The 16,039-nt window shown below is 53.5% G+C and carries 14 protein-coding genes; 6 read left to right on the top strand and 8 right to left on the bottom strand.

What is annotated here, in order from left to right; translation table 11 throughout:
* Positions 1-489: 489 nt before the first annotated feature.
* Positions 490-2,172 (top strand): FHA domain-containing protein, encoded by a 1,683-nt coding sequence (locus JRI89_00220; protein ID MBW2069654.1) that lies wholly within the window; start codon positions 490-492, stop codon positions 2,170-2,172.
* Here the strand turns inward: JRI89_00220 and JRI89_00215 are convergent.
* The gene (locus JRI89_00215) at positions 2,138-3,061 is read right to left on the bottom strand and encodes a thioredoxin family protein (protein ID MBW2069653.1); all 924 of its coding nucleotides are present in this window, start codon (positions 3,059-3,061) and stop codon (positions 2,138-2,140) included. The two genes, JRI89_00220 and JRI89_00215, sit on opposite strands and share 35 nt — an antisense overlap.
* A gap of 52 nt (positions 3,062-3,113) precedes the next feature.
* Between JRI89_00215 and JRI89_00210 the strand changes: the two genes are divergently transcribed.
* Together JRI89_00210 and JRI89_00205 are read left to right on the top strand one after the other, a co-directional pair.
* Complete coding sequence (locus JRI89_00210; GenBank protein ID MBW2069652.1) at positions 3,114-3,299, top strand: hypothetical protein; 186 nt, start codon at positions 3,114-3,116, stop codon at positions 3,297-3,299.
* Positions 3,300-3,544: 245 nt separating this feature from the next.
* On the top strand, positions 3,545-3,847 hold the full coding sequence (locus tag JRI89_00205) for a hypothetical protein (GenBank protein ID MBW2069651.1): 303 nt from the start codon (positions 3,545-3,547) through the stop codon (positions 3,845-3,847).
* On the opposite strand, the gene JRI89_00200 is transcribed toward JRI89_00205, so the two are convergent.
* Positions 3,828-4,604, bottom strand: a complete 777-nt coding sequence (locus tag JRI89_00200) for an MBL fold metallo-hydrolase (GenBank protein ID MBW2069650.1) — start codon at positions 4,602-4,604, stop codon at positions 3,828-3,830. The two genes, JRI89_00205 and JRI89_00200, sit on opposite strands and share 20 nt — an antisense overlap.
* Before the next feature lie 100 nt (positions 4,605-4,704).
* Complete coding sequence (gene glgP / locus JRI89_00195) at positions 4,705-6,321, bottom strand: alpha-glucan family phosphorylase (protein ID MBW2069649.1); 1,617 nt, start codon at positions 6,319-6,321, stop codon at positions 4,705-4,707.
* Between the two features lie 352 nt (positions 6,322-6,673).
* Between glgP and JRI89_00190 the strand changes: the two genes are divergently transcribed.
* The 3 genes from JRI89_00190 to JRI89_00180 all read left to right on the top strand — a co-directional run bounded on the left by JRI89_00190 (position 6,674) and on the right by JRI89_00180 (position 8,798).
* A complete protein-coding gene (locus tag JRI89_00190; protein ID MBW2069648.1) occupies positions 6,674-6,868 on the top strand; it encodes a hypothetical protein in 195 nt (64 codons plus the stop codon).
* A 400-nt stretch (positions 6,869-7,268) separates the two neighbouring features.
* On the top strand, positions 7,269-7,733 hold the full coding sequence (locus tag JRI89_00185; GenBank protein ID MBW2069647.1) for a prepilin-type N-terminal cleavage/methylation domain-containing protein: 465 nt from the start codon (positions 7,269-7,271) through the stop codon (positions 7,731-7,733).
* 243 nt (positions 7,734-7,976) lie between these two features.
* Positions 7,977-8,798 (top strand): pilus assembly protein PilP, encoded by an 822-nt coding sequence (locus JRI89_00180; GenBank protein MBW2069646.1) that lies wholly within the window; start codon positions 7,977-7,979, stop codon positions 8,796-8,798.
* Positions 8,799-8,884: 86 nt separating this feature from the next.
* Here JRI89_00180 and JRI89_00175 read toward each other — a convergent pair whose 3' ends face one another.
* From JRI89_00175 to JRI89_00155, 5 genes are all read right to left on the bottom strand, one after another.
* A complete protein-coding gene (locus JRI89_00175; protein MBW2069645.1) occupies positions 8,885-11,950 on the bottom strand; it encodes a CoB--CoM heterodisulfide reductase iron-sulfur subunit A family protein in 3,066 nt (1,021 codons plus the stop codon).
* A gap of 154 nt (positions 11,951-12,104) precedes the next feature.
* Complete coding sequence (locus tag JRI89_00170) at positions 12,105-12,644, bottom strand: 4Fe-4S dicluster domain-containing protein (protein ID MBW2069644.1); 540 nt, start codon at positions 12,642-12,644, stop codon at positions 12,105-12,107.
* Positions 12,645-12,773: 129 nt separating this feature from the next.
* Positions 12,774-13,232: a 4Fe-4S binding protein gene (locus JRI89_00165; GenBank protein MBW2069643.1), complete on the bottom strand. Its 459-nt coding sequence runs from the start codon at positions 13,230-13,232 to the stop codon at positions 12,774-12,776.
* A 44-nt stretch (positions 13,233-13,276) separates the two neighbouring features.
* Entirely contained in the window at positions 13,277-14,650 is a 1,374-nt protein-coding gene (locus tag JRI89_00160) for an amidohydrolase family protein (protein MBW2069642.1), read from the bottom strand.
* Entirely contained in the window at positions 14,647-15,918 is a 1,272-nt protein-coding gene (locus JRI89_00155; GenBank protein ID MBW2069641.1) for a hypothetical protein, read from the bottom strand. Before JRI89_00155 ends, JRI89_00160 begins: the two co-directional genes overlap by 4 nt.
* Between the last annotated feature and the right edge of the window lie 121 nt (positions 15,919-16,039).

The raw sequence follows: 16,039 nt of genomic DNA, 5'->3' as shown, positions 1-16,039 counted from the left end.
CAGTTATGGCACGATTCATGAAATAAAATACGCTGTGCGGCAATTCATTAAAAGGCACCGGCAGAAGGGCAGCAAAGTAGGCCCTTCTGTACAGTGATCTTTGGCTGCAGGAAATGGCGGCGTCTCGATATTAGTTCAGACAACACGCAGCTTTGCTTTGCGGCCGCTACTCCACATATTTAACAGAAACTGCACGAGAAGTAAACGGCAGCTGCCCAGTTGCTACGGCGACATTGTGAACCGTTTTTCTGCAAGGGGCATCAATACTAAGATTCAGTTCTGTTATATGATCCACTGCCCACTGGTATGACACCGGCTTCTCACGCAGTGGTTGTGTGCTGTGGCTTCGACTTGCTTGATTGTTAGTTTTGACACATCGTTTGCTCTATTGAACTGCCGTGGGGCTCATGCCTGTAATAGAGGCTACCTGTTGGATAAATGGTTGGTGGCCGCCAGAAAAAGAGAAAAAGTCGGAGGGCTCCCTGTAAAATGGCAGACTGTGAGTTGCTAGTTCTTTCTGGAGTCGAAAAGGGGAGAGTTTTTCCACTTCAGGAGGCCAGAGTTGTCATTGGCCGCGACCCTTCCTGTCACATTACTCTTGACGACAAAGAAATCTCCAGGCTGCATGCCCGAATAGTATTGCACAAAGATTCTTTTCTTCTCGAAGACCTTGACAGTCGTAATGGCACATTTGTGAACAAAGAGAAAATCACGACCCAGGTTCTCCGAGTGGGTGACCTGCTGGTGCTGGGGCAAACCGAACTCACTCTTCGTCGGGCAGCGCCACCGCAACAAAGGAAAACTACTTCCCCGGCGGCCGTTCTCTCCACATGCCAGCCAACCCCTGCCATATCTCTTTATGAACAGAACTCACCCCTGCAACAGGACAAGCATCTCACCTCCATGATGAGCATAACCACAACGTTGAGTGCGGCAGACTTCAACCAGACCATCGCTCAGAGCCATGCAAGCCTGCGAGCCATGTATCGGGTCATTCGCCTGGCGAGTTCCACTGTTGATCTAGACCAGCTTCTCGCCAACATTCTCGATGAGGTCTTTGCCACTATTCGACCCGAGCGGGCCCATATTCTCCTGTTCGAGCCTGACAGTGAGCAGCTGGAGATAAAGGCTTCCCGCTGGCAAAACAAGCGCGGCCTGGAGCGCAAGGTGAGCATCAGCAAGCATATCATCGATCATGTGCTCAGCAAGAGGGAGTCGGTTCTGATTGCAGATGCCATGTCCGATGCCCAGTTCGGCCTGGCCAAAAGCGTGGTGCTTCATAAGATTCGCTCGGCCATGTGTTCCCCCCTGCGCGGCCGCGACAGAATAGTCGGCATCATTCATGTGGATACCAGCACCAGCGTGGCAGAGTTCAGTCAGGAGCAATTGCAGCTGCTCGATGCCATAGGCAATGCCGCTGGTATTGCCGTAGAAAATGTTCTGCTCTACAGAGAGAAACTTCAGAACGAACGGCTGGCTGCCGTGGGGCAGGCCATTTCAGGGCTGTCGCATTACATCAAGAACATCCTTGCCTCCATGGAAGTTTCAGCCTCGGTCATGGAAAGGGGGCTGGACGCCGAAGATCTGGAGACTATAGCGAGAGTCTGGCAGATCTTGCGCCGCAGCAACCAGCGCATCAGCAATCTGGTCCTCGACATGCTCACCTACTCGAAGGAGAGAAAGGTTGAGCCGCAACCTTGCCTGGTCAACGAGATCTGTGGCGAAATAGTTGAACTGTGTGAGGATCGTTTTCAGGCCAAGAACGCGGAACTCGTTGTCAATCTGGACCCAGACGTTCGACAGATCCAGGCTGATCCACAGGGACTGCACCGCTGTCTGCTCAATCTGCTCAGCAATGCCATGGACGCCATTGATGAAAGTGGTGGACGGGTGACTCTGAGCACAAAAAGACATGCTGACAAGGCAATAGAGATCTCAGTTGCGGACAACGGCCACGGCATGTCAGAGGAGACAAAAAGGCGCATTTTTGACGTCTTCTTCAGCACCAAGGGAAACAAGGGAACAGGTCTGGGTCTGGCTGTAACCAAGAAGGTGGTGGACGAACACGGCGGCCGCCTGGAAGTTGAATCGAGTCCGGGCCAAGGAAGCCGCTTCACTATCTGGCTACCAGTGGCTCCTAACAAGAAGCCTCTTTCTCCCCCCTCAGGCTGATGCGCTTCAATGCCTCTCGCGCCGCAGCAGCTACCTCTTCATTCTCATCGAGCGCTACTTCTGCAAGCTTCGCCGACACGCTCCGGTCACCGATCAAGCCCAGAAGATAGGCCGCGTCACCTCTGAGATTCGAATCGCGATGGCTGACAAGTTCCAGAAGATATGGCACTGCTCTGCGGCCAAGTTCAATGTCGCGTGCGGCAATTTCTTCCAGTACCACCATCATGCCAAGCCGCACAGGCCACTCGGGATCACCAAGTAATTGCAGGGCATCTGGTGGAATTTCTCCCTCAGCGAGCAGGACTCGGGCAAGCTTGTCGGCATCGCCCTGTTTCAGGGCATATTTGAAAGTCCCAGCGCTCCAGATAGAGGGAGAAGAACCGAGCACTCTGTCCAGGAGTACATCTTCGGACACTGTCCCCAGTAGTTGTTCCTCGCCATCGATTATCACAGTGGGCAAAGAACGAATATTGTACCGGCCAACAAGTTCGGGGAAAAGCTGAACGTCGATAACCCGTACCAGAAAATAGTTGCTTGCCACAGCCAGACGACCAACAACTTTGACCACTTGCGGACAGTGTGGACACTGACTACTGATCAGAGCTTCGATCTGTGTTGGACGCATAAAATTTTGCAGATCTCTGGCGCTTTTCTTTGAAAGTGGATACTCGCCAGAGGCAACCATTACCAGGGTCTGGAGGAATGGCTCAAGCTCAGCACCTACAGGGATGACAAAAAAATGAAGATTAGCCTTGAGTTCAATGCTTGGTGGTTGGCGGCCACTGCTCGTTAGGTACAAGGGCTTGCAGTTATGGGTTGCCGCAGCAAGTTCCCTCATGAAAGCAGCAAGCGCATCTGAAAGTGGATGTTCACTTTTCTTTACTTTCACAACCAGCTCTGCCGGCATATCCTGAAGAGCTAGGGCAGCCGCTTTCTTCTCCATGGGGCTCAGGACATATTGTGTGGTGCTCTCCGGCATAGCGCTTGCTTATTTCCTATGGTTGCGAGGTATTGTCATGGTGTGGATGTTCATTGCTATTCTTGTCATAAGTGCCTATGTGCTTATTGCCATTGTGGCTTTTTACTTCTCTACCAGTCATGGCAAGAGAAAAGAGCCGCCACATTAGTATATAAATGACTACTTTTCTCCAGTTGTGGATACTTCAAGTAGATTTTAGTATACTACCAGTTGTTACCCTCAAGGCCCAAGAGACATTCCACTTTCCCTTTGCATCCCATAGCAATCATCGTAATTACCAAGAGATAGCCTTGCTCTGACAATAGAGTTCGAGAAATCGACGCCATGGCCCCCCGGTTGCATCTCTGAGAAATACACGCAGTACCTGGACCCTGAGTTACAAGGAGCAGAGTCATGCAGTCTCCACACATAAGAGCAAATAAGGAGCTAGGGTTTCTGCTTGTCAGTGCTCTGTCTGGGTATCTCGGTCATGCCCTGCGCAATTATGCCTTCCAAAAAGAGATGCTCTCCTTGAAAATGGCGCCTTTTGTGGAAGTGCAGACATATACCGCCCTGGGCAAGCTGCTGATTGCCCTCGGCATGCTCTGTTGGCTTGTTGCCATAGTCAGCCTCCTGCCGCTTCTCTGTCGTACTGTACGCTGGAAGACAGTGCCCTGGCAACGAAGGCAGAGCCGACTCAAAGCAGAAACCACGTGAGGTCTTCAGCCACGGTTACCGGCCCCTCATATTCCAGGCGGCAACTGCCAGCAATGTCTGTCTCATCACAGATGGGATAGCAATGGAGCAGGACGAGCCTCTTGCAGTTTGCCTCGCGGGCGATTCGTCCTGCCAGCCTTGGAGTGAGATGCCCCTCCACCCTGTGGTGCTCCGGGAAAGAGCACTCACAGAAAAAGAGGTCAGCATTGCTGGCCAGCTGAACTGCATTGGCACAGTAGTCGGTGTCACCTGAGTAGCATAATATCTTGCCGTTGGCTGTTTCCAGGCGATAGCCTATGCTTGCCTCGGTGTGATTCATGGCAAAAAAGGTAATTTTGCCTGGCCCCAGATTGAGGGTGGCTGGCGTGCTCGGCTCAATCTCGTAGAACTGCAAGAGGCCTGGAGCCAATTGCACCCAGCGGCCGTACAGGTCCTTGAGTTTTCTGTAGAAACTTCGCAGGCCGACTGCACCTCCAATATGGAGGGTCTTCCGCCTGCCGTAGAGAGGGGATCTGGCAGCAAAGAGCAGCGGACCCAGGTCCCCAGTGTGATCCGGATGGAAATGAGTGAGCCACAGCCAATCTACCTGGTGGACATCGAGATTGGCTTCAGCCATAGCTCTGCTGGTTCCAGCGCCGCAGTCGAAGAGATGCAGCTGGTTGGCCCAGCGCACCAGCAGGGCCGGGGATCTCCGCCTTGCCGAGGGTATGCCGGTTCCCGAGCCGATCACACAGGCTTCGAAGTCATATTGGGCCATTGCTCACCCCAGCGGCCACCCAGGCTGTCAGGGGCCTCGAGCAGCTGAAAGATATGCAGGCCGCCAGCAGTTCCAAAAAAGCTCTGCACGGCCATCTCGGTCAACGGTAGTATTTGTCCAGGTACTCCTGCACCATCCTCTGGGTATTGAAGCGAGAGGCGCAGTCAGAAATGGAGGCCTTCATCATGCGAACCCACTGGCGCCGATTGGCATAGTAGGTTGTCACTGCCTCTTCCAGGACTGCATAGAAATCTGCTGCTGTCTCCTCGTCCGAGGTTTCCTCATCGTCGCCAATGGCCCAGCCATTGACCCGGTTTCTGCAGGCCTCCCTCCACCAGCCGTCCAGTACACTCATGTTTATACCGCCATTGAAAGTCACTTTCATGCCGCTGGTGCCTGAGGCCTCTCTGGGCCGACGCGGATTGTTCAGCCAGAGATCCACTCCTTGGGTCAGAAAGGCCGCCTGCCACATGTTGTAGTTCATCAGATACACCAGGCGGAGTCTACCCTCGTAGCGTTGGGTTGTACGAACGATGTCCTGAATGAGCTTCTTGCCGGCTTCATCTTGCGGGTGCGCTTTGCCGGCAAAGATGAACTGCACCCGGTTCCTGGTGAGATTGAACAGCCTTTCCATGTCGGTAAAAAAGAGAGTTGCTCTTTTGTAGCTGGCTGCCCGCCGCGCAAATCCTACCGTAAGGAATTCTTCAGAAAAGCCAGCATTGGTGGTTGCATTGACGTAGCGAATGAGGCGGCTCTTGGCAGACAATTTCGCCTCCACAAGCAGTTCATCTGGTATCTGAAAGGCACTGCCAAGTACCTCCGGATAACTCCTCCAGTGAGGGAGAAATTGGTCGTACAGAGAGGCATATTCAGGGCCGGTCCAGGTGAGGTGGTGCACTCCGTTGGTTATGTGGCCTATGTCGTAGCCTGGAAACATCTGGCGGGTGACCTGCCCATGAAGCTCGCTCACTCCATTACAGGCGCGGCTCAAGTTGAGAGCCAGTCTGGTCATGTTGAGGCCCTCTTTGCCAGCTAGCTCACGAATTTCCTTCGGCAGGAACGTTCCGAGAACATCCTCTGCCAGATCATAGGCAAAGACATCGTGACCTGCAGGTACTGGCGTGTGCGTAGTAAAGACACACATTTCTTTAACCCGCTCCAGCTCTCCCCTGCAGTCGTGGTAGAGGGAAAGGGTTACAAAAGCCGAGTGGCCTTCATTGATATGGTAGGTGGTGATGTTGTCTTCCAGCCGCTTCAGCGCCTGGTAGCCGCCGATACCGAGGATCGCCTCCTGACAGATGCGGGTGTGCTGGTCGCCGCCATAGAGATACTGGGTGATAAGTCTATCGTCAGGAGTGTTGTCTTCGAGGTCTGCATCCAGAAAATATATGGGAACCTTGCCTTTGAGGCCGTGATAGCTATATTTCCAGACTCCCACCTTCACCTGTCTGCCGTTTATGGGAACCTTGACTTTCAGCGGAAGGGGCTCCATAAAGGCCCGAGGATCAAAATACGGATACAATTCCTCCTGCCAACCCATGGGACTGATATTCTGAACAAAATAGCCGCGCTTGTAGAGAAGCGTCACGGCCACCAGTGGCACCCCCAGGTCTGCTGCAGATTTTATGTGGTCGCCCGCGAGAATACCGAGACCGCCGCTGTAGGTAGGGATGTTTTCATTCAAGCCGATCTCCATGGTCAAATAAGCAATTTTCATCTCTCTCTCCAACCCTCAATACATTCCCGGGTGAGTGCTCATCTCCTTTGCCTCAGACCATTGCAGAAAACATCCAGGCTCAGCAGACCTGCGGGCTGGTAGACCCAGTGGTTTCTCCTAGACGAGCATTTCATTTAAGCGCAAAACCGGGCAGAACACAAGGACAATGCAAACAAAGAGGCCCAAGAAAGTGAACCGCTTGGCGTGTAGATAATGCTTTCCAGAAGGTTCTAAATATGTTATAAAAATACACAAAAAGGATCCCAGTGAGATCCAGGCAGTGCCCTGAACAGCAAAAGGGTGGGCTGCCCCGAGGCAGCAAAACCCGGAACATGGAGGAGGCGAGGAATACATGGCCGTCCCCGCAAAGGAACTGCAGAAAGAACTGAGGTACGGCAACGTAAATGCCCATCGCTACTTTGACTGCCCGCACTACCAGAAATGCTTGGAGGAGGCGGTCAGGAATTACTGGATCAGTTTTTCTTGTAGGAATTGCCCAGAGTTCAAGAAATACAAGAAAATGAAGGGTGGCAAGAAAGGCCGCTGAAGTGTGTCCTGGCGGCAAGCAAGAGGGACGAAGCTGAGCGGCTTTATATCTGACAGCTCTTTCCTTTCACTTTGAGGCAAAGAGGCGAAGAATCTGCGTATTACACCTGGGCCCATGTGGAAACGGGGAGTGCGACACATTTGAGTACTCTCTGACAAAAAGTGTCCGCTGAAGGTGAGTACGCTGAGCTCTTGTTCTCAGTCGCGAACAACCGTACGATCTAAAAGCAACTGTAATGATGCGTCATTTCAAGCAGAAACGGTATATATTGCCCGAGAGGTCTTTTTTGGCATCTTGATTGCTAACCTTTTGCAAATGCAGCCCAAGTAGTGTACAGGACATGAAACTGCACTTAGAAAGCAGGGCACATTCGCGTTTGGGGCGAGAGGAGGAAAAGCAAATGAGAATCGGGCAGTTGACCCAAGAAGCCAGCAGGGAGGCCGGCTTTACTCTCGTTGAACTCATCATCGTCATTGGCATCATAGCCATTCTGGCCACCATAGGTATGCAAGCCTATAAATATAATCGGGCCAAAGCGTTCAACGCCAGCGTCCTTACCTTGACACGAAATGTGCTTACCAAGGCTTCCACAGACGAGCCAAGTGCGGGAGACAGCGGCAACGGGGGCAATTTAGGCAGTCTTGGCCCCGGTTATGGAGACTTCGAGCTGGACAGTACCATATTTTTTGATGTGAGCAATGATGGCAACGACAGGTGGCTCTTCTTCTTTGCCCATGAAGCAGGAGATACCGGTTATTACTTCTGGGTACCGGGAGAATCGTGTGCCTTTACCACTGACGGTGCAGGCAACCCGTCTGATATGATATTGGATAATCCGGCATACAGGGGGACTGTTGGCCTATAGTACAACTACCTCGGTAAAGAGCTTGGCAAGAAGAATACCCTTTCCTTAGCTTGTGAACTGTGCCCAAGAGTTAGGTTCATTGCTTCTGCACTTGCAAAAGCCGTGAGCAGCAATACACCTCGCGCGCATTTCTTTCTTTTTTTAAGCATGTTGCATAAATTTTGCTAATCCGCTATAGATGTAATTTGTAATTGAAGTAAATGCAATTCAGGCTCTGCTTCCACCCAAAAATAGGGGGACGGGATGAAAGAGAAAAGGGTCGTCGTACTCGCTGTCATTCTCCTGGGTCTGGTGGGTGTGTACATCTGGCATTCCGCCAAGATTGCCAATGAGAGCAGGCCCACGGGCAAGCCCCTGGATATTGCCAAACTGGACCCGAACCTGGCGCTGAAGGCCAAGGTGGGCAAGGCGGTTCATCGCTATCTGAAAAAGCATGGCAAAGTACCCCAGGGTCTTGCTGAACTCAAGGGAAAATACCTCGACGAGGCCACATATAACCAGGCTGTGGCAAAGAAACTGCGGTATGTGGCCCTGGATCAAAAGACATATCGACTGCGGTATCCCGAGCGCGGCAAACCTCCGGTGAGGCTGGCGGCAAAAAAATCGGTTGCCGTAGCGAAAGCAGGCAAGTCTTCAGGAGCCGCCGCCACCAGCCTGGGCAGCGGTTCTCTGACGACAATTCAGACTGGCTGGCAGTACAGCCCCAAGGGGCGTCCTGATCCATTCAAACCGTTCATTGTTGCCCGACGAGCTGAAACTGCAGTGGCACCGAAAGTCAAGAAGAGGCCACTGACTCCCTTGCAGAAAATGCCCTTGAGCGAGATTCAGAGCGGCCTCAAGGCCATAGTGTGGGGAGAGATGGGCAGCAAGGCCCTGGTGCAGGATGCCACCGGCAAGGGATATGTGCTTGCGGTGGGAACCTATGTGGGCCAGAATGACGGCGTGGTCAAGAAAATTCTTCCGGATAGAATCGTGGTGGAAGAGTACAGGCGCGATCCCATTGAAAATCGTCTGGTAACCAATGAGGTGGTGCTCAAGCTGAGAAAGGGAGAAGAGGAACAATAATAGAGGCGCCAGCAACAGCCAAGGGCGGCCCGTGTTGCGAGCACTATTCTGGCAAGGAAAGCCGGGACAGCAGCAAGCCCATTCGGCTACGAGTAGAGGGCGCCGAGTGTTTCCAGCAACTGCGAATCGCTGCAAGACTCCATCTTGATTGCAGCTGCGGGGCATTCAGCCACGCATACACCACACCCCTGACAGGCCACCGCGTTTATCGTTGCCTTGCCCGAATTTCCAATAATCGGCACTTGAAATGGACAGACGCGCAGGCAAGTGAGGCAGCTCTGGCAGCGGCTTTCATCCACCTGAGCCACTTCTCGGCCAGCAGGTATCTTTTCTCGAGCCAGAATGGAGACCGTCCGGAGAGCCGCGGCCTCTGCCTGCAGGATTGCTTCATCGATTGGTTTCGGGTAATGGGCCATGCCACAGAGAAAAATGCCTTCAGAGGCAAAATCAGCAGGCCGCAGCTTGGCATGCGCCTCGAGAAAAAAGCCGTCGGCATCGAGTGGAATCTTCAGAATGCTGGCAAGGTCTTCATTTGTTGCAGGAGGAACGATGGCGGTACTGAGTACCAGCAGATCGGGGCGCAGGGAAAGCACGCTGCCCAGGAGCGGCTCTATGACCTCAACTACGATATGGGCCCCATACCTGTCATGCAGCAGCCGAACTACGGGTGGGTTGTCCTCCTGGTAGCGGCTGAAAAGGACACCCAGTTCTCTGGCGCGCTGGTAATATTCTTCCCGTAGCCCATAAGTTCTTATGTCGCGGTGCAGGATGCAGACTTCCACGCCGGGATACTTCTCCTTCAGAAGGAGTGCATTCTTGACGGCTTCATTACAGCATAGTCGACTACAGTAAGGTCTTTCTTCAGTTCTAGAACCGACGCACTGCAGCATCACCACTGCCCCTACCCTCTGGAGTAGAGAATGGTTCTCAGCAATGAGAGACTCCAGTTCCAGCTGGGTAACTACGCGTGGGTCTTCGCCGTAGAAAAACAGACCATCTGGTTTGAATTCCCGGGCCCCGGTAGCAACCACGATTGCCCCGTGTCGCAGGACTTGAGTCTTCCCACCACTAGGGGCTTGCTGGACAATGGTGGTATGGAAATCACCCACCTGACCATGGACACTGCGAATTTCAGCTCCCAGATATGTCTTGATCAGAGGATGTCTCTTGATCTTGCTGATGCTTGTTCGCAGAATTCTTGCAGGATCTTCACCTTCGAGAGTGTGCCGCAAGTGACGAAGACTGCCTCCCAGCTGCTGTGTCTTTTCCACCAGGAAGCACTGGTAGCCCTGTTCCGCTACAGCCAGGCAGGCCCGCATGCCAGCAAGACCTCCGCCAATCACCAGAGCCCTTGGCTGCACAACAACACTTTCCACATGAAGAGGACTGGCCCGGGATACTCTTGCCACCGCCATACGCACTAGAGCCTTGGCTTTGGTGGTGGCCACCTCCGGGTTCTGTTGATGCACCCAGGAGCACTGCTCACGAATGTTGGCCATTTCCAGATATGCATCATTCAGGCCTGCCTGCCGTATGGTCTCCCGAAACAGGGGGGCATGCGTTCGAGGCGTACACGAGGCTACAACAACCCTGTTCAAGTTCCTCTGGACAATTATGGCAACCATGTTGTCGCAGGAGTCAGCGGCGCAGGCAAAGAGGGTTTCTTCTGCATGTATCACAGAGGCAAGGGAGCGAGCGTAGCTGGCCACTTCAGCCACATCCACATTTTGAGCAATGTTGAAACCGCAGCGGCAGACGAAGACCCCCACTCTGAGCTCACTGCCACTAACATGTCGTTCTTCAGGATAACTGCGCTGCTCAGTGAGGCTATATCGTTGCGCTCCAAGGTGAGCTGATGCTTGGCAGGCTGCGGCACCAGCCGAGAGCACCGAGTCGGCAATGTCCCTTGGCCCGAGAAAGGCTCCGCAAGCGAGAATGCCCTCCCTAGTGGTGGCGGTTGGCGCGCTGAGAGATGTCCTGCAAAAACCGTTGTTTTCCAGTGGTAACCCGAGGACGGCAGCAAGCCTGTCTGCCTGCGGCGACAATCCCATGCCCACCGACAGAATCACTAGGTCAAAGTCATGGTAGCTGTGCTGGCCGTGTTCGTTCGTATGGTGCAGCCGGAGGCGGCAGTTGTCCAGCTCTTCTACAGCAGCAACCTTGCCAAAGAGACACTTGACGTCGTACTGCTGCTTTGCTGCAGCCACATATTGCTCGTAGCCCTTGCCCTGAGCCCTTATATCCATAAAAAAAATGGTGGTAACCACACCCTCTGTCAGATGTTCATGGGCAACCACGGCCTCTTTCACTGCAGCCATACAGCAGACTGCGGAGCAGTAGCCACGACCACAGAGCAGATCCCTTGATCCTACGCATTGGATAAAGGCAATCTGCTCGGGCGGTTTGCCATCCGAAGGTCGCCTGAGTTCCCCCTGGTATGGCCCCGAGGCTGAGAGAATTCGTTCGAATTGCAGGGAGGTGATGACATTGGCGAACTTGCCATAGCCATAGGTATCTGAGGCGCTGAGAGGATCGAAGGGCGCAAAACCAGGTGCGGCAATAATTGCTCCCACCTGCAGTTCGAGCACCTCTGGCTGCTGTGAAAAACTAATGGCCTGTGCCGGACAGACCTTTTCACAGACACGACACTTGCCTTTGGTGAAATAGAGGCACTGGCTGGCATCAATGACATATTTTTGCGGCACCGCCTGAGGATATGGCAGGTAGATTGCTTTTCGTTCAGACAATCCCTGGTTGTAAGTATCCACCGTCTTTTTTGGACATTTGCTGGCACAGGTGCCGCAGGCTGTACAGCGCTCCAGATCCACGAAGCGAGGTCTCTTGAGCAGGCTTACAGAGAAATTGCCCACTTGGCCGCTAACCCTTATTACTTCACACATGGTGAGCAAGTGGATATCCGGGTGTCTCGCCAGATCCCCCAGCTTGGGAGCGAGGATGCAAGTAGAACAGTCATTGGTAGGGAAGGTCTTGTCCAGTTGGGCCATTTTGCCACCGACCGTGGGCGAATATTCAACGAGATAAGTCTTGAAACCGGAGGTGGCTAGATCGAGAGCCGCCTGCACGCCACTGATGCCGCCACCTATAACCAGGACCGCCCCTATGGCATTATTTTTTCTACTTTCTGTGGCCATGTCACCCTGTTTTCCTATAGTGAATTCTGGCCTGGCAACACAAGCAGCCTGACAGCGTCAGCTTGACAACTTACAAAGCAGCCAAGCAAATTCTATATGGCTTGCCCTATGAGCAGCAGTGAGCGGCGGATGAACTAAATGCGCCTCAACTGCTTCATTTGATGTGGAGGTCTGCATCAACAATCTGCCGCAGGAGAGAGTCGAGCTCCGGCATTTCTTCGCTCTGTTTCGCTTCAAGAAGCTTTTCCAGCAGTCGCACTCTCAACTTCTGCAGCAGCCGTCCTGCGTTGTCGACTGCCTCCGCAAACGATGAGGTCACATGGCCGTCAGCAACAGACAGCCGACGCAAGCCTTTGATTACCTCGGCAAAGTGGACCTCCTGTGGACAGTGGAAAGAGCAGCTGAAACATTGGACGCAGTACCAGATCTCATCGCCTGCGAGAACCGCCTGCCGCATTCCCAACATGATCATGCGCATTATCCTGCTGGGGCTGAAGCGAGCATTGATTTCACTTACTGGGCAGCTTCCTGTACAGATCCCACAAGAGAAGCATCGTTGCAGCTCCTCTGCACCAGGCTGCGCTGCGACGGTAATGCGAAAATGGCTGTCCAAAAGCCGCATGTCTATGGTCTGCAGTTCTGCCTCTCTGCCTTTTGCCTGCGAGTTGTGCACTTGTTCAGCCTTGTTCTTCAAGAATTTATCCCTCTGATACGATGTAGGGCGGCCAAGACAGCAGGTGTTTACTGCTGCATGATCTACCAGTAGTGGTACTGCCTTTTGCCTGCTGAATGGCTGCTGTCCATTCTGACTAGAACCCCGGTGCTATATTAGGCTGATGGCTTTTGTTGGACAGTGGTCCACACACTTGCTGCATTTATCTGCAGCTTGAATGAGACGAGTGCATAGACTTTCGTCAACAAGCTTTATGCAGCCATCGTCGACGCGAAGCGCTACTTTTTCTCCAACTCTCGGACCTCTTCCCATTCTGCCAGATTCACTGTTGGCTGCATTGTACTCGCATACGGCCACACAGATGCCGCAGCCGTTGCACTTTTCGGCTTCAATGAGCAGGCCAGTGGCAGCCTTTTCAGCTAGAGTGGCGAGAATCTCCTCCAGGGCCTCTATGTGTCCAGCATATTGCTCCTCATGCAGCACAGGGCAGTCGGTGGGAGACAGGTCACCGGAGAGCAAATAATCGGCAAAATCACTGCATGTCATACCGCACATTTCACAATCGGTACGGGGCAGGAACTCTAGGATGTTTTCTTTGTTTGCTGCCATCTGGCTGTTCACCCGTATGCTGGGTCTCGAAATACTGCTGCCGCTCAATTCCCTACTGCCAGCAGAGCGCCTGTGAGCTGCGGTGACACCTTGAGGGACTCCGCCCTGAAGGTCGTCCTGTCCAGCAGTCTCCAGGCAAGCTCTGAGCTGACCTGGCCCAGATCTCGCCAGCAGGTATATTTCTCCGGGCTATTGCCTGTCCATTTGTAGTCTTGAATGACGATAGTGCCTGCTTTGATCAATATCCGGCAGCGTCGCAGTCTTTCTGCCATGTCATCAGCAGACATTGTTTCATCCACTTCATAGATTGCTACATCAGCAGCAGCCCCCGCTCCCAGGTGACCCTTTCCCCTGAGGCCGAGGAACTCGGCTGGCAGTTGGCGAGTGCATCTCACCAGCTCCGTCAAGGAATAGCCGTCTCCAGTCTCTCCTCTGAGCAGACGTGCAAAGAGTGCCGCAAAGGCCAGGGGCCAGGCCGGGGTGGCGCAATCGAGAGAAAAGGCTAACCTTTGCCGTCCTTCGGTGAGGGCCAGCTGGAAGGCGCGATCCTTTTGCGGTTCATGGTAAGTTTCGAGGTCAACCAGACAGACTGGCAGGGAAAAGCCATAATCAACTTGGAGCAGTTCCCTGCCCACCTTCTTGCTGCCCAGGACAAGGTGCATCCTCTTGCCCGGATAAGACAAGCCCATATCGCCAGCAGCCCCTGCCTGCAGGAGAGCTACTGCTCGACGTTGTTCTTTATCTCCCGCCAGAGCCGCGCCCAGATGCGTAAAGTAGAGGAGCTGCGGATTGTGGAAGGAGCAGGCGAGCAACTCTCCGGAAGCACGCAGAAACAAGCGAAGGTTACACGCCGCAGCCACCCGGCTGCAAAAGTCAACCACTGTTTGGGGGTCTACATTGAGATGGGCGTAGATCTCTTGTCGATAACGCAGTTCAGGCTCGAAGAGTTTGATATTCATTGCTTTGGTGGAATGGAGCAGGTAGGCCACCACTGCTGCTCCATCTGCCACCCTGTCTTCCCGGATTAGTTCTCCTAGATCTCGAAGTGGCAGCACAAGAGAGGCAGAAGTGTCGACAAATGGAATGCTCAGCAGCTCGTGATGAACAAAGGGGGCAGTGGTGATGGTCATGAGAGGTTCATGAATATGAGTGAAGCCCATCTCGCCATAAAAGCGGCCGATTTCGCGGGGAGTAGGAAAGAGGCGCTGCAGGCGAAGGTTGTTCATCCCGAATGCTGCCACATGGGAATGGATGTCAATGCCGCCGGGCATCACTGCCATGTTGCGCGCCTTGATCACCACATCGGGTCTGCTGATATAGTCAACTACTCGGCCGTTTTCCAGATAGAGGTCGGCAACCTCTCCCTCACAGTTGTTTCTGGGATCATAGAGATTTCCTGCTTCAATCTTGATCTTCACAGAAATGCTCCTATGTCAGCGAGGATCTCATGATCGTCAGGTAGGTTGCTGTCAATGACCTTGCCGAGCGACAGGGGAAGGCTGTCCATTCTATAGGCGACTCCCTCCTTTTCCACGCCCACAATACCGCAGGGAAAGGAGATTTGTGACCTCACCGTGGTGTGATCTGCAAAGGCGGCAATTGTAATGATGGGGATGTCATGCTCCCTTATGATGTGGCGCTGCTCCTCTGTCAAGAACCACCAGAGATCCCCACCAACGGCCAGTACAGCATCTATGCCAGCAAGGTCCCAAGAGAGCAGATCAGTGGTGATGATTGTTGGCCTGGTGCCAAAGCCGTTTTGCCGCAATATTGCCTGATAGAGGCCGTTGGCATTAAAGTCTGTGGCCATGGGTATGATAGCCAGAGAAGGTTGTCCGTGCAGAGCAGCGGCTATTTGGCACAGTCTGTCAAAGACCAGCTCTGCCTGACCCGAATACAAGATGCCCCTGCCGCAGAAGATCACCCCGTAGGAGGCTTGTTCAGCAGCCTGAACGAGCTTGCTGAGTGCTGACAATCTACCTTTGTATGACCGGGGCTTTTCTTGCTGCAGAAGCAGGCGCAAGGCTTCCAGTGTTTCCAGGTCACCGCCGCTCTCCGGCAGGACCACCATATTCGACATGCTGTCCATTTCCGTAGCACGGAAGTCAACGGTGAAGGTTTGTCTGTCTTCATATCCCCGTTCGGTGAATCTACCGCGGGCAAAAATGCAGTAGCGCGATACCAGCCGAGGGCAGGAGTGCATGGGATTGCCGCCCCAGAAGATAGCCAGGTCGGCCTGATCCCTGATTTCTTCAAAAGTTACCAGGAGGGGGTGATATTTGAGCAGCGCCTTTCCAAAGTGATATAGCAAGCCCCCGTCTCCCGGCGCCAGGATACCGTGCAGACGGGCAGCCAGCTGCACTCCAATTTCCTGGGCTGCGTAGCTGCAATGGCTGAAGCCATAAAGCAATATGCGCTGTGAGCGGGCCAGGATCTCGGCTGCCTGTCTGGCAGCTGCGCGGTAGGATGTTTCTCGGCTACCAGCTGTACCTCTTACTACTGGCCGCTGCAAGCGATACCGTGTTTTGCGGTGGTGAAACTTCTTGCCCACGAAGAACTTGCTCATGCCCCAGGTGCAGATGTTGCTGATGGATGTCACTCGATTGTCTTCCACCACCATATCGATATCGTCACACAAGCAGGCGCATCCTGGACAGACAACCGACTCATACGTGGTCTTGCTCACTGGTACATCCTACTCATAAGGCATTGAAGTTTGATACCTTGCCAACTGCAGGCCGCTTTGCTGCTGGCAAGGGCAGCCGTTCATTGTCGAAAATACCGCTGCCACATGCCGCCCGGGGATG

It is taken from the genome of Deltaproteobacteria bacterium, from assembly GCA_019309045.1.
Classification (GTDB): Bacteria; Desulfobacterota; Syntrophobacteria; order BM002; family BM002; genus JAFDGZ01.
This window is presented reverse-complemented; position numbering and strand designations above follow the sequence as displayed.